The 14,338-nt window shown below is 73.2% G+C and carries 9 protein-coding genes and 1 pseudogene; 3 read left to right on the top strand and 7 right to left on the bottom strand.

Features of this window, described 5'->3' with window-relative positions:
* The first annotated feature begins 165 nt into the window (after window positions 1–165).
* Window positions 166–2,535 carry a Tex family protein gene (locus JS756_RS31935; RefSeq protein WP_205386757.1) on the top strand — a complete coding sequence of 790 codons (2,370 nt, stop codon included), beginning with the start codon at window positions 166–168 and terminating at the stop codon, window positions 2,533–2,535.
* Window positions 2,536–2,779: 244 nt separating this feature from the next.
* On the opposite strand, the gene JS756_RS31930 is transcribed toward JS756_RS31935, so the two are convergent.
* Window positions 2,780–4,417 (bottom strand): ABC-F family ATP-binding cassette domain-containing protein, encoded by a 1,638-nt coding sequence (locus tag JS756_RS31930; protein ID WP_205386756.1) that lies wholly within the window; start codon window positions 4,415–4,417, stop codon window positions 2,780–2,782.
* A 49-nt stretch (window positions 4,418–4,466) separates the two neighbouring features.
* Complete coding sequence (locus tag JS756_RS31925) at window positions 4,467–5,492, bottom strand: oxidoreductase (RefSeq protein WP_205386755.1); 1,026 nt, start codon at window positions 5,490–5,492, stop codon at window positions 4,467–4,469.
* Window positions 5,493–5,949: 457 nt separating this feature from the next.
* Here JS756_RS31925 and JS756_RS31920 point away from each other — a divergent pair, with 457 nt between their 5' ends.
* Complete coding sequence (locus JS756_RS31920) at window positions 5,950–7,452, top strand: M1 family metallopeptidase (protein ID WP_205386754.1); 1,503 nt, start codon at window positions 5,950–5,952, stop codon at window positions 7,450–7,452.
* A gap of 7 nt (window positions 7,453–7,459) precedes the next feature.
* On the opposite strand, the gene JS756_RS31915 is transcribed toward JS756_RS31920, so the two are convergent.
* Together JS756_RS31915 and JS756_RS37265 are read right to left on the bottom strand one after the other, a co-directional pair.
* Window positions 7,460–8,383: a PfkB family carbohydrate kinase gene (locus JS756_RS31915; RefSeq protein ID WP_205386753.1), complete on the bottom strand. Its 924-nt coding sequence runs from the start codon at window positions 8,381–8,383 to the stop codon at window positions 7,460–7,462.
* Window positions 8,380–8,481, bottom strand: a pseudogene (locus tag JS756_RS37265) (Appr-1-p processing protein); the annotation flags it as partial. The gene JS756_RS31915 and the pseudogene JS756_RS37265, both read right to left, overlap by 4 nt.
* 262 nt (window positions 8,482–8,743) lie before the next feature.
* On the opposite strand from JS756_RS37265, the gene JS756_RS31910 reads away from it, so the two are divergent.
* Entirely contained in the window at window positions 8,744–9,514 is a 771-nt protein-coding gene (locus JS756_RS31910) for a MerR family transcriptional regulator (protein ID WP_205386752.1), read from the top strand.
* 36 nt (window positions 9,515–9,550) lie between these two features.
* On the opposite strand, the gene JS756_RS31905 is transcribed toward JS756_RS31910, so the two are convergent.
* The 3 genes from JS756_RS31905 to JS756_RS31895 are packed head-to-tail and all read right to left on the bottom strand — an operon-like array spanning window position 9,551 to window position 14,188.
* A complete protein-coding gene (locus JS756_RS31905) occupies window positions 9,551–11,731 on the bottom strand; it encodes a 3-hydroxyacyl-CoA dehydrogenase NAD-binding domain-containing protein (RefSeq protein WP_205386751.1) in 2,181 nt (726 codons plus the stop codon).
* A 46-nt stretch (window positions 11,732–11,777) separates the two neighbouring features.
* Window positions 11,778–12,992: an acetyl-CoA C-acetyltransferase gene (locus JS756_RS31900; RefSeq protein WP_205386750.1), complete on the bottom strand. Its 1,215-nt coding sequence runs from the start codon at window positions 12,990–12,992 to the stop codon at window positions 11,778–11,780.
* The gene (locus JS756_RS31895; RefSeq protein WP_205386749.1) at window positions 12,989–14,188 is read right to left on the bottom strand and encodes a CaiB/BaiF CoA transferase family protein; all 1,200 of its coding nucleotides are present in this window, start codon (window positions 14,186–14,188) and stop codon (window positions 12,989–12,991) included. Before JS756_RS31895 ends, JS756_RS31900 begins: the two co-directional genes overlap by 4 nt.
* Window positions 14,189–14,338: the final 150 nt, after the last annotated feature.

Here is a 14,338-nt window from a genome sequence, read left to right as displayed (position 1 = left end):
CCGGCGGCCGTCGTCCGGTGGGGCGGCGGTGCCGGTCGTGCGGGCCGTCCCCGGGACCCGCCGCGGGCGGCGTCCGCCTCGCCGGGGCCGTGCCCTGATCCCCGGATGTCGGCACCACCTGCCACAATTGCCGCGCAACCCGATGTGGAGAAGGCGGTACGGCTCGTGACGACACCCGGGTCCCTCGAAGCAGGGTCCATCGAAGGCAGGATCGCCGCAGAGCTCGGCGTACGGGAGCGGCAGGTGAAGGCCGCGGTCGACTTGCTCGACGGCGGTTCGACGGTGCCCTTCATCGCCCGCTACCGCAAGGAGGCGACCGAGACGCTCGACGACGCGCAGCTGCGCACGATCGAGGAGCGGCTGCGCTACCTGCGGGAGCTGGAGGAGCGTCGGACGGCGATCCTGGAGTCGGTGCGCGAACAGGGCAAGCTCACCGACGAGCTGGAGGCGCGGATCCGCGGCGCCGAGACCAAGGCGCGGCTGGAGGACATCTACCTGCCGTACAAGCCCAAGCGGCGGACCAAGGCGCAGATCGCGCGCGAGGCGGGGCTGGAGCCGCTGGCGGAGGGGCTCCTCGGCGACCCGACCGTCGAACCGGCGGCTGCCGCCGCGGCCTTCGTCGACGCGGACAAGGGGGTCGCCGACGCGCAGGCCGCGCTCGACGGCGCCCGCGCGATCCTCACCGAGCGTTTCTCGGAGGACGCCGACCTGATCGGCGAGCTGCGCGAGCGCATGTGGGTGCGCGGCCGACTGGCCGCCAAGGTCCGGGAGGGCAAGGAGGAGGCGGGGGCCAAGTTCGCCGACTACTTCGACTTCGCCGAGCCGTTCACCGACCTGCCCTCGCACCGCGTGCTGGCGATGCTGCGCGGCGAGAAGGAGGAGGTCCTCGACCTGGTCCTGGAGCCCGAGGAGCCGACGGAGGGCCCGTCGTCGTACGAGGCGATCGTCGCCGGGAGGTTCGGCATCGCCGAGCGCGGGCGCCCGGCGGACAAGTGGCTGTCGGACACGGTGCGCTGGGCGTGGCGGACCCGGCTCCTCGTGCACCTCGGCATCGATCTGCGGCTGCGGCTGCGCACGGCCGCCGAGGACGACGCGGTCGGCGTCTTCGCCGCCAACCTCCGCGATCTGCTGCTCGCGGCTCCGGCCGGCACCCGGACGACGCTGGGCCTCGACCCCGGTTTCCGCACCGGCGTGAAGGTGGCCGTCGTGGACGCCACCGGCAAGGTCGTCGCCACCGACACGATCTACCCGCACGTCCCGCAGAACCGCTGGGACGAGGCGATCGCAGGGCTGGCCCGCCTCGCCCGGGAGCACGCCGTCGAGCTGATCGCCATCGGCAACGGCACCGCCTCCCGCGAGACGGACCGGCTCGCCGCTGAACTGATCGCCAAGCACCCCGAGTTGAAGCTGACGAAGGTGATGGTGTCGGAGGCGGGCGCCTCCGTGTACTCGGCCTCCGCATTCGCCTCGCAGGAGCTGCCCGGCCTGGACGTGTCGCTGCGCGGCGCCGTCTCCATCGCTCGGCGGCTGCAGGATCCGCTGGCCGAGCTGGTGAAGATCGACCCGAAGTCGATCGGGGTCGGCCAGTATCAGCACGACCTGTCCGAGGTGAAGCTGTCGCGCTCGCTGGACGCGGTGGTGGAGGACTGCGTGAACGGCGTCGGGGTCGACGTGAACACCGCGTCAGCACCACTGCTGGCCCGGGTCTCCGGCATCACCTCCGGGCTCGCCGAGAACATCGTGGCGCACCGGGACGCCAACGGGCCGTTCCGGTCCCGGACGGGGCTGAAGAAGGTGCAGCGGCTCGGCCCGAAGGCCTACGAGCAGTGCGCGGGCTTCCTGCGGATCCGGGGCGGGGACGACCCGCTGGACGCGTCCAGCGTGCACCCGGAGGCGTACCCGGTGGTCCGCCGCATGGTGACGACCAGCGGGCAGGAGGTCGGCGCGCTCATCGGCAACTCCGGCGCGCTGCGCTCGCTGAGGCCGCAGGACTTCGTCGACGACACCTTCGGCCTGCCGACCGTGACGGACATCCTCAAGGAGTTGGAGAAGCCGGGACGCGACCCGCGGCCGGCGTTCCGCACCGCGACCTTCAAGGACGGCGTGGAGAAGATCTCCGATCTGTCCTCCGGGATGGTCCTGGAGGGCGTCGTGACGAATGTGGCGGCGTTCGGCGCCTTCGTCGACGTCGGTGTGCACCAGGACGGCCTGGTCCATGTCTCGGCGATGTCGAAGAACTTCGTCAAGGACCCGCGGGAGGTCGTCAAGCCCGGCGACATCGTGAAGGTGAAGGTCCTCGACGTCGACATCCCGCGCAAGCGGATCTCGCTGACGCTGCGTCTGGACGACGAGGCCGCGCCGCAGGAGCGGTCCGCGTCCGGCGGGGGCCGGCAGCGCGGCGGGCGCCCGCCGCAGCAGCGGCAGGGTCGCGGAGGCGGCGGAGGTCGGCAGGCTCCGCCCCCGGCCAACAGTGCCATGGCCGACGCGCTGCGCCGCGCCGGCCTGCTCGACCCGAAGAAGGGCGGCCGGCGCTGACCGGCGGGGCCCGGCCCCGGCCCGGGTCGGGCTCCGGACCGCTTCCGCGAGGAGTGGTCCGCTCGTCCGCCCTTCCCGTCCGCGGCATCGCCGTCCACGGCCTCGCCGGTCGAGACGACGGGGCAGGTCGGGCGACGTCGACCGCGGTTCGGCAGCGCCACCGAGGGGCGCGGGGAGCCGCGCGGCCGGCCACGACGGCGCCGCGGTCGGCCGACGTCGCACCGCGGCACTTCCGGCGGAGCGCTCAGCGCTCGGTCAGCTTGCCGTCGGCGACCTCCAGGCGACGGGTGACGCGGACCGCGTCGAGCATGCGGCGGTCGTGGCTGACCAGCAGCAATGTGCCGTCGTAGGCGTCGAGGGCGGACTCCAACTGCTCGATCGCGGGAAGGTCGAGGTGGTTGGTCGGCTCGTCGAGGACGAGGAGGTTGACGCCGCGGCCCTGGAGAAGCGCCAGGGCCGCGCGGGTCCGCTCGCCCGGTGACAGGGTCGCCGCCGGGCGCAGCACATGGGCCGCCTTCAGGCCGAACTTGGCGAGCAGGGTGCGCACGTCGGCCGGCTCGCTGTCCCGGACCGCCGCGCAGAACGCGTCCAGGAGGGTCTCGGGGCCGTGGAACAGGCCGCGTGCCTGGTCCACCTCGCCGACCAGCACGCCCGGACCGAGCGCGGCATGCCCGGCGTCCAGCGGCACCCGGCCGAGCAGCGCGCCCAGCAGGGTCGACTTGCCCGCGCCGTTCGCGCCGGTGACCGCGACCCGATCGGCCCAGTCGATCTGGAGGGAGACGGGACCGAGGCGGAAGTCGCCGCGGTGGACCTCGGCGTCGCGCAGGGTGGCAACGACCGCGCCGGAACGCGGGGCCGCCGCGATCTCCATGCGCAGCTCCCACTCCTTGCGCGGTTCCTCGACGACGTCCAGGCGTTCGATCATGCGCTGGGTCTGCCGCGCCTTGGCGGCCTGCTTCTCGCTGGACTCGCTGCGGAACTTGCGGCCGATCTTGTCGTTGTCGCCGGCCTTGCGGCGGGCGTTCTTCACGCCCTTGTCCATCCAGCCCCGCTGCATCCGGGCGCGGTCCTCCAGCGCGGCCCGCTTGTCGGCGAACTCCTCGTACTCGTCCCGCGCGTGCCGGCGGGCGACCGCGCGCTCCTCCAGGTAGGCCTCGTAGCCGCCGCCGTAGAGGTTGGTCTGCCGCTGTGCGAGGTCGAGTTCGAGGACCTTGGTGACGGTGCGGGTGAGGAACTCGCGGTCGTGGCTGACGACGACGGTGCCGGCGCGCAGGCCGGTCACGAAGCGCTCCAGGCGCTCCAGTCCGTCCAGGTCGAGGTCGTTGGTCGGTTCGTCGAGGAGGAAGACGTCGTACCGGGACAGCAGCAGGGAGGCGAGTCCGGCGCGGGCCGCCTGGCCGCCGGACAGGGAGGTCGTCGGCTGGTCGAGGCCGACGGCGAGGCCGAGCGAGTCGGTGACCTCCTCGGCTCGCTCCTCCAGGTCGGCGCCGCCCAGGTCCAGCCAGCGCTCCAGGCTGACCGCATAGGCGTCGTCGGCGCCCGGGGCCCCGTCGACGAGCGCCTGGGTGGCTTCGTCCATGGCTCGCTGGGCGGCGGCGACGCCCGTACGGCGGGCGAGGAAGGCGCGGACGGTCTCGCCCGGCCTGCGCTCCGGCTCCTGGGGGAGATGGCCGACGGCCGCGGTCGGCGGGGAGAACCTGATCTCCCCCTGCTCCGGTGCGGTGAGTCCTGCGAGCAGCTTCAGCAGGGTGGACTTGCCGGCGCCGTTGGCGCCGACCAGCCCGATCACGTCACCGGGTGCGACGACGAGATCGAGCCCGCCGAACAGGGTGCGGTCGCCGTGCCCGGCGCAGAGGTTCTTGGCGACGAGGGTTGCAGTCATCAGAGCGCCGATTCTAGGGGGCTCCGCCATCGGTCCGTGCCGCCCTTCCTCAGGGGTCCGCCGTCTCCACCAGCACCTCCGAGGACGTCCTGGCGACGAGGTGGGAGCGGCCCCTGACCACCCGGGCGTCCAGGGGGATGCGGTGGAGTCCCGCGTCGAGGACGCCGTCGAAGACGTCCCGCGCCCGGGTGCGGGAGAGCCGGTCGAGTCGGTAGGCGGTGAGGCGGACCCGGCAGGGCGCGACGACCTCGATCCGCGCCTCGCCGTCCGCGGTCACCAGCCGGGCCAGCCGGCGCTGCTCCGTGGGGCTGCGGTCCAGGGCGTGCTCGATCCGGGCGACCAGGAGCGGCACGATGGGGACGCGCGCGTCGACGTAGCCGACCTCCAGGCCGGCCCCGTCGAACGCCGCGCGCACGGCGGCGCGTTCGGCCTCGCCGACCGTGTGGCCGAAGGCGACGGCACCGTAGCGGCGCAGTTCGTCGGCGGGCACGCCGTGCGCGTCCCGGGTGATGTCGGCGCCGACGCCGATGGTCCGCAGGGCGGCGGCGAGCCGGGCGAGCAGGGCGACGCGTGCACCGATCAGCAGGACCCGGCGGCGCGCCGGTCCCGGTTCGGGTCCCTCCAGCAGCGAGCGCAGCACGGCCCGGTACTCCTCGCCGCGGAAGCGGAAGGGCCCGGTGCCGCGGTAGCCGTTGCGCTCCAGGTCGACGTCCTCGGACGTCTGCCAGGCGAAGTCCCGCCAGACATAGTCGTCGCCGTCCCGCTCGATGAGCGCGGTGACCGCCCCGCAGCCGGGGTCGGCGCACTCGGGGCAGCCGTAGAGTACGTACCGCCCGCCGGGCAGGGGCGCCTCGCCTTCCAGCAGCAGGCTGTGGACCTGCTCGGTGAATATGGTGGGCGGCAGGTCGGAGGCGAGCGGGGAGACGGCGTCCAGGTCGGACAGTTGCAGCAGCAGTGGACGGCCGTCCACGACGAAGTCGAGGAAGTCCCGGTGGATCTGGTAGCCACCGTCGGCGAGCACCGAACCGGCGCGCATCGCCGGGGCGAGGCCGAAGGTCGCATACGCGGCAGACATACGGTGAGTATCCCCGGCAAAGGGAAAGATGAGCACGGCACGGCTCGAGGGGTCGGGGGCCGGTGCGTGCGGGGCGCGCGGGCGCGGGTGCGCTCCTGCGCCGGTCTTCCGCCGGTCTCCCCCACGGTCTTCCTCGGCCGACCCCCGGGCGCTCCCCCAGAACCCGCCTCGGCGGACTCGGCAGGCCGGCTCCGGCGGGCGCCGCGGGCGGCGCACTGATGGTCGAAGGGGCACGGCCGGTACGGCGCTGGACGGGTGCGTGGAACGAGGGGACCGGAGCGCGTCGGGCCGGTGGCGGAGCGGGCCGCCTCCGGCGGGGCGGCAGGGGCGTATGCGCGAGGTTCGGTCACGGCGGCCGGATGACGATCGTGTGGCCGAGGGGGCCGTGGACATGCTCCGGGGCACAGGGATTCCATAGGCGCCGACGGACACCGTGCTTCTACCCCTTGGAGCTCTCGTGCACCGCAGAATCATCGCGCCGGGCGCACTCGCCGCGGCATCGGTCCTGCTGGCGATCCCGGCATCGGCCGCGAGTTACTCCCCCGGCGCGCCGGGCATCGGCGACCCCTACTACCCGGCGTACGGCAACGGCGGATACGACGTCTCCCACTACGACCTGCGGCTGAAGTACCAGCCGGCCACGGACGAGCTGGAGGGCACGGCGACGATCCTGGCGAGGACCACGCAGGATCTGTCGCGCTTCGACCTGGACTTCCTGCTCGACGTGAGCGAGGTCCGCGTCAACGGCGCCGCCGCGTCGTTCGCGTCGTCCGGCGAGCACGAGCTGGCGATCACCCCGAAGAGGCCGCTGCCCAAGGGCACGGCCGTCACCGTCGTCGTCCGCTATCGCGGCGTGCCCTCCGCGAAGCAGGCGTACGGGTTCACCAGTTGGCACCGCACGCCGGACGGCGGCATCGGCGCCAACGAGCCCGAGGCCGCCTGGTGGTGGTTCCCCAGCAACGACCACCCCCTGGACAAAGCCACCTACGACGTGTCGGTGCTGGTGCCCGACGGTGTTCAGGCCCTCTCCAACGGCGTTCTGAGGTCGACGCGTTCGCGGCTCGGCTGGACGCGCTGGAACTGGCGGCAGGACAAACCGCAGACCACGTATCTGGCCACGCTGGCGGTGGGCCGGTTCGACATCACGCGCAGCACGTCCGAGGGCGGCATCCCCGTCATCAACGCCTACAGCCGGGATCTGGGCGAGAACGACGGGGCGGCCCGGGCGAGCGTCGAACGCACCGGCGAGATCGTGGACTGGCTCAGCACGTACTTCGGGCCCTATCCGTTCGCCACGGCGGGCGGCTACGTGCCCGACACCACCACCGGGTACGCCCTGGAGACGCAGACCCGCGTGTACTACAGCCCGCGGCAGTTCTCGAACGGCTCCAACACCTCGGTGGTGGTGCACGAGTTGGCCCACCAGTGGTGGGGCGACAGCGTCTCGGTCAAGGGCTGGAAGGACATCTGGATCAACGAGGGCTTCGCGCGGTACGCGCAGTGGCTGTGGTCCGAGCACGAGGGGGAGGGCACGGCACAGCAGCTCGCCGACTACGTGTACGCCTCGCACCCGGCCGGCGACCCCTTCTGGACGGTGCTGCCCGGTGATCCGGGCCCGGACCACCAGTTCGACATCGCCGTGTACGACCGGGGCGCCCTCGCCATCCAGGCGCTGCGCAACGAGATCGGCGACAAGGCCTTCTTCGCGCTCCTGAAGGACTGGACGCGACGGTACCGGTACGGCAACGCCTCCGTCGCCGACTTCCGGCGTCTGGCGGAGAAGGTCTCCGGCAAGCCGCTGGCCGCGCTGTTCGACACCTGGCTGTTCCAGCCGGTCAGGCCGGGCGCCCCGGCGGCGCACGCGGCGTCCGTGGCGGTGCGGGCGGCGGGTGCCCCGGTGCCGCCGAGGTCCTGGAAGAAGATCGCGGCGACGAACGGGGTGCACGGGCACTCCGGCTGACCGGCCCTCAGGGCACCGGCGGCGCCGACTGCGCCCCGGCCGCGCGGGCGAGCAACTCGGCGCGGCCGATGGCGGCGGTCCGGGTCGACGGCACCGTGCAGGCGTGGGCGCCGGCGATCGCGCCCTGACGGGCGCACCGCGCGGGCGGTTCCCCGTGCAGCAGACCGTGGAGGAAGGCCGCCGCGAAGGCGTCGCCGGCCCCGTTGGAGTCCACCACCGGGGCGGGCGGCGCCACCGCCGGTATGCCGGTCAGCTCACCGTCGGCCAGCAGATGCGCGCCCTCGGCGCCGGCCGTGGCGACGACGATGCGGGCCCGGCCCCGTGCGGCGATGCGGCGCATCGCCGGTTCGGGGTCGCCCAGCCCGGCGGCCGACAGGAAGACGACGTCCGCGTCGTGGGCGAACGGCTCGTGATAGGGGTTCTCGCCGTCCCAGTCGTGGAGGTCGGTGGAGACCGTGACGCCGGCCTCCCGCAGCAGGGGCAGCGCCTGGGCGCACGGCTGGGTGATGCAGACGTGGACGTGCCGGGCACGCGCGGCGAGCGCGCGCACGGTGTCCTCGGGCAGCCGGTCGTCGTCGCGGGTGCGGCTGGTGTCGTACAGGGACAGGCGCCGGCCGTCGGGCCCCACCAGGTTGACCGCGCGTCTGGTGCCGGCCGGCTGCGGGACCGTGGTGAGGCCGATGCCGTGGTCGCGGTGGAGCGCGCGGACCAGGTCGCCCTCGGGGTCGTCGCCGAGCAGGTCCAGGTGGTGGGTACGCAGGCCGAGCGCGGCCAGGCCCACGGCGACGAAGTCGCCGGTCTGCCCGGCGCGGGTGCGGATCCCGGAGTCGATCATGTAGCTGTCGGCGTACGGGAGCGGCAGCCGCGGCACGTACACGATGGTGTCCACGCCCGCCCCGCCCAGGACGAGGACGTCGATGTCCCGGCTCACCGCTGCTCCTCCCCGTGGTCGTACACCGTCACGGGGATCCCCCTCGCGACCGGTCTGCCCACGACGAGCGGCTGGATCGAGGACCATCGGCCGCCCGCCGGTCGATCACCTGGACGCCCCGTCCCGACGGCGCGGTGGCGTCACCCCGAACGTACGTGATCTCAGGCATGACGTCACCGTAGGCGATGCCACCGACAGTGGCCCCGGACCGCCTGCACGGCCGCCGCGCGGGCTCGCCCGGCTCGTCCTCGTCGTGCCGAGTGCCCCGGCGCCCTCACACAGTGCCACCTGCCGGTTTCCCAGGGTCTTCCGCCGGCGTTCCGGTGTCACAGCATCGGTGAGACAGCGATACTGCTGCACATGACGACCGACACCGAGCAGCCGACGGGGCCGACCCTCACCATCGACGAGCTGGCCGCGCACGCGGGCGTCACGGTGCGCACCGTGCGGTTCTACGGGACGAAGGGGCTGCTGCCGCCGCCGGTCATCGGTCCTCGGCGGGTGGGTCGCTACGGGCCGGAGCATCTGGCGCGGCTCGCGCTCATCGAGGAGCTCCAGCACCAGGGGATGACCCTGGCCGCGATCGAGCGGTACCTCGGGCAGCTGCCGCCGGATCTGGGTGCCCGGGAACTCGCGCTGCACCGGGCGGTGGTGGCGTCGTGGGCACCGGACACGGTCGAGGCGCTGACCCGTGAGGAGCTGGGACGGCGCGCCGGCCGGCCGCTCACCGACGCGGACGTGGAACGGCTGGCGGCCATGGACGTCGTCGTGCCGGAGGGCGGCGCGTTCCGCGTGGACGCCGGGTTGCTGCGGCTCGGCGTCGAACTGCTGGACGTACCGCTGTCGCAGGAGACGGTCCTGGCGGCCCGTTCCGCCCTGATCGAACACTCGCGGGCCGCCGCGCACGCGCTGTCGGACCTGCTGCGTGCCGCGGTCGGCGACCGCGGCACGCGGGATGTGAAGTCCCTGTCCGCCCATATGCACCCACTGGTCGTGCAGGCCCTGCTCACCACGTTCCAGCGGTCGCTGCGGGACGAGCTGCGCCAGTGGCTCGACGCCGAAGCCGACCGGACCGCCGCACAGGCCGCCTCGGGCGGCGCGGAGCGGTCCGGCGCGCGGCCGGACCGCTGAGCGGCGCGTCGGCCTCCTCCCCGAGCGGCCGGCGGCTCAGCGCGCGTCGGTGAAGGTCTCGCCCTTCTCCGCCTTCTCCACCAGCAGCGCGGGCGGGGTGAAGCGGTCACCGTAGCGGTCGGCGAGTTCCCGGGCACGTGCCACGAAGCCGGCCGGGCCGCCGTCGTAGCCGTTGATGTACTGCAGGACACCGCCGGTCCAGCCGGGGAAGCCGATCCCGAGGATCGAGCCGATGTTGGCGTCGGCGACGGAGGTCAGCACGCCTTCCTCCAGCAGCCGGACGGTGTCCAGCGCCTCGGAGAAGAGCATGCGCTCCTGCATGTCCTCGAACGGGATCCGGTGGCCCGGCCGCGTGAAGTGCTCGCGCAGGCCCGGCCACAGACCCAGGCGCTTGCCGTCGTCACCGTACTCGTAGAAGCCCGCGCCGCCGCTGCGGCCGGTGCGGCCGAACTCGTCGACCATGCGGTCCACGACGGCCTCGGCCGGGTGCGGCGTCCAGGTGCCGCCGGACTCCTCCACAGCCCGCTTCGACTCGCCCCGGATCTTGCGCGGCAGGGTGAGCGTGAGGTCGTCCATCAGGGAGAGGACCTTGGCCGGGTAGCCGGCCTGGGCTGCGGCCTGCTCCACCGAGGCGGGCTCGACGCCCTCGCCGACCATCGCGACGCCCTCGTTGATGAAGTGCCCGATGACGCGGGAGGTGAAGAAGCCGCGCGAGTCGTTGACGACGATCGGCGTCTTGTTGATCTGCCGCACCAGGTCGAAGGCGCGTGCCAGGGCCTCGTCGCCGGTGCGCTCGCCCTTGATGATCTCCACCAGGGGCATCTTGTCGACGGGCGAGAAGAAGTGCAGCCCGATGAAGTCGGTCTGCCTCCGGACGCCCTCGGCGAGCACGGTGATCGGCAGCGTGGAGGTGTTGGAGCACAGCAGCGCGTCCGGCGCGACGACGTCCTGGATCTCCTGGAACACCTTGTGCTTGAGCGCGGTGTCCTCGAAGACGGCCTCGATGACGGCGTCGCAGCCCGCGAGGTCGGCGGCCTCGGCGGTGGGCGTGATGCGGGCGAGGAGCGCGTCGGCCTTCTCCTGGGACGTGCGGCCCTTGGCGACGGCCTTGGCACACAGCTTCTCGGAGTAGCCCTTGCCCTTGGCGGCGGCCTCGGCGGAGACGTCCTTCAGGACGACGTCGATGCCGGCGCGGGCGCAGGAGTAGGCGATGCCCGCGCCCATCATCCCGGCGCCGAGCACGGCCACCTTGCGGACCGGACGGGGCTCTATGCCCTTCGGCCGGTTTGCGCCGGAGTTGACCGCCTGGAGGTCGAAGAAGAAGGCCTGGATCATGTTCTTCGAGGTCTGGCCCGCCGCCAGCTCCACGAAGTAACGGGCCTCGATGACCTGGGCGGTCTCGAAGTCGACCTGGGCGCCCTCGACGGCGGCGGCGAGGATGCTGCGCGGCGCGGGGTAGGGGGCGCCGTGGGTCTGCTTGCGCAGGGTGGCCGGGAAGGCGGGCAGGTTGGCCGCGAACTTCGGGTTCGACGGCGTGCCGCCCGGGATCCGGTACCCGGGCCGGTCCCAGGGCTGCTGCGACTCGGGGTGGGCGTCGATGAAGGCACGCGCCCGGGCGATCAGTTCCTCCCGGGTCGTGACGACCTCGTCGACCAGGCCGTTGTCCAGCGCGCGCCGCGGGTTGTACTGGGTGCCCTGGAGGAGGACCTTCAGCAGGGCGTCGGCGATGCCGAGCAGGCGGACCGTGCGCACGACGCCGCCGCCCCCGGGCAGCAGGCCGAGGGTGACCTCCGGGCAGCCGATCTTCGAACCGGGGGCGTCGAGCGCGATGCGGTGGTGACAGGCCAGCGCGATCTCGTAGCCGCCGCCCAGGGCGGCGCCGTTCAGCGCGGCGACGACCGGCTTGCCGAGGGTCTCGATGCGGCGCAGGTTGCGCTTGATGGCGAGGCCGCCGGCGAACAGGTCCTGCGCGGTCTCGGGGGCCGCGCGGATGAGGTCGCGCAGGTCGCCGCCGGCGAAGAAGGTCTTCTTGGCCGAGGTGACGATGATGCCGCGGATGCCGTCCTTCTCGGCCTCCAGGCGGTCGGTGACCGCGGCGAGGGAGTCGCGGAACGCCTGGTTCATGGTGTTCGCGGACTGGTCGGGGTCGTCCAGTACGAGGGTGACGACACCGGTGTCGTCCTGCTCCCAGCGGATGGCGGTGGGCTCAGTGCTCATGGAATGTGGCTCCGTGGGTGATCCGTGGTGATCCGTTGGGAGGAGGTCAGATGCGCTCGACGACGGTGGCGATGCCCATGCCGCCGCCGACGCACAGCGTGGCGAGTCCGTAGCGCTTGTCCTGGCGCTCCAGTTCGTCGACGAGCGTGCCGAGGATCATCGCGCCGGTGGCGCCCAGCGGGTGCCCCAGGGCGATGGCGCCGCCGTTGACGTTGACCTTGTCCAGGCTGAGGCCCATGTCCTTGACGAAGCGCAGGACGACCGCGGCGAACGCCTCGTTGATCTCGACGAGGTCGATGTCGTCGATGGTCAGCCCGGCCTTGGCGAGGGCCTTGCGGGTGGCGGGCGCGGGCCCGGTGAGCATGATGGTCGGCTCGGAGCCGGAGACGGCGGCGGAGACGATCCGCGCGCGGGGGGTCAGCCCGTGTCGCTCGCCGACCTCCTTGGAGCCGATCGCGACGAGGGAGGCACCGTCGACGATGCCGGAGGAGTTGCCGGCGTGGTGGACGTGGTCGATCTTCTCGACCCAGTGGTACTGCTGCAGGGCGACGGCGTCGAAGCCGCCGAGTTCGCCGATGTCCGCGAACGACGGCTTGAGTCCGGCCAGGGAGTCGGCGGTGGTGCCGGGGCGCGGGTGCTCGTCGTGGTCGAGGACGACCAGGCCGCTGCGGTCCTTCACGGGGACCACGGACCGCTCGAAGCGGCCTTCCTTCCAGGCGGTGGCCGCCCGCTCCTGGGACAGCGCCGCGTACTCGTCGACGTCCCGCCGGGAGAAGCCCTCGATGGTGGCGATGAGGTCGGCGCCGATGCCCTGCGGGACGAAGTTGACCGCGAGGTTGGTCATGGGGTCGTTGAACCAGGCACCGCCGTCGGAGGCCATGGGCACCCGCGACATCGACTCGACGCCGCCCGCGAGGATCAGGTCCTCCCAGCCGGAACGGACCTTGGCGGCGGCCAGGTTGACGGCCTCCAGGCCCGAGGCACAGAAGCGGTTCTCCTGCACACCCGCGACCGAGTCCGGCAGGCCGGCGGCGATCGCGGCGATGCGGGCGATGTCGGAGCCCTGGTCGCCCACGGGGCCGACGACACCGAGCACGATGTCGTCGATCGCCGCCGGGTCCAGGCCCGGGAAGCGGTCGCGCAGTTCGTGGATCAGGCCGACGACCAGGTCGATGGGCTTGGTGCCGTGCAGGGCGCCGTCTGCCTTGCCGCGTCCGCGCGGGGTGCGGATCGCGTCGTACACGTACGCTTCGGTGCTCACGAGGAGGCCTTTCGCTGAGGGTGACCGGGCGTGGTTCCCGGGTCGGGGTTCGCGGCCGGGTTTCCGGGCGGGGGAAGCAGGTGGGGTACGTCCCAGTCGCGGGCCACGTCCGCCGTGTCGGCGCCGGGCCGGGCGGGACCGGTCCGGACGGCGGTCGGGGTCGCGGAGAAGCGGGGTGCGGGGGCCGGCTGGGTGAGGCCGCCGTGGTCGGTGAAGGTGCCGCGGGCCGCCAGGTGCGGGTGGTGCGGGGCCTCCCGCAGGGACAGTACGGGGGCCACGCACGCGTCGGATCCCTCGAACAGGACGGTCCACTCGTCCCGGGTGCGGGTCCTGAACCGGGCGGCGACCTCCTCGCGCAGGGCGCCCCAGCGGGAGAGGTCCCCGTGGGCCCGGGCCCGGTCCCCGATGCCGAGGATGCGGACGAATTCCTCGTAGAACTGCGGTTCCAGCGCACCGACGGCCATGTACTGCCCGTCGGAGGTGGCGTAGGTGCCGTAGTACGGGCAGCCGCCGTCCAGGAGGTTGGCGCCGCGCCGGTCCTGCCAGGCGCCGGCCCCGAGCATGCCGTGGATCATGGAGGCGAGGTGGGCGGCGCCGTCGACGATGGCGGCGTCGACGACCTGCCCGGTGCCGCCCGCGCGTGCGTGGTGGAGGGCGGCGAGGACGCCGACGACGAGGTAGAGGGAGCCGCCCGCGTAGTCGCCGACCAGGTTGGCGGGGACGGCCGGCGGCTGGTCGGCGCGGCCGATCATGCCGAGGGTTCCGGTGACGGCGAGGTAGCCGATGTCGTGGCCGGCCCGCTGGGCGAGCGGCCCCTGCTGGCCCCATCCGGTCATGCGGCCGTAGACGAGGCGGGGGTTGCGGGCGTGGCAGTCGGCGGGGCCGACGCCGAGGCGTTCGGCGACGCCGGGGCGGTAGCCCTCGACGAGGATGTCGGCGCGGGCGGCGAGGTCGAGGACCCGCGCCGCGCCGTCGGCGGCCTTCAGGTCGACCACCACCGAGCGCTTGTTGCGGTTGGTGACGTCGAAGGCGGGGTCGATGCCGAGTCCGGGTCCGCCGGGGCGGTCCACACGGACGACGTCGGCGCCGAGATCCGCCAGCAGCATGGCGGCGAAGGGGCCCGGACCGATCCCGGCCAGCTCCACCACACGCACGCCGCTGAGGGGGCCCTGCCCCGCTGTCGGTGCCGCTGTCATCCAGCCCCCTTGCCGTGACACAAACGATGTAACACCAGTGATGCTAAGAACGTGTTCCAGCGGGCACAAGACCCGGACGAGCAAGCGCTTAGCCAATTATGGATGCGGGGACGGCCGCCCGGGGAGCGCCGGGCCGGGCGTGGCGCGGTG

The organism is Streptomyces actuosus, assembly GCF_016921115.1.
In the GTDB taxonomy this organism is placed as follows: domain Bacteria; phylum Actinomycetota; class Actinomycetes; order Streptomycetales; family Streptomycetaceae; genus Streptomyces; species Streptomyces actuosus_A.
Note: the sequence above shows the minus strand (reverse complement) of the source record. Positions and strands in the feature narration are given on the sequence as shown.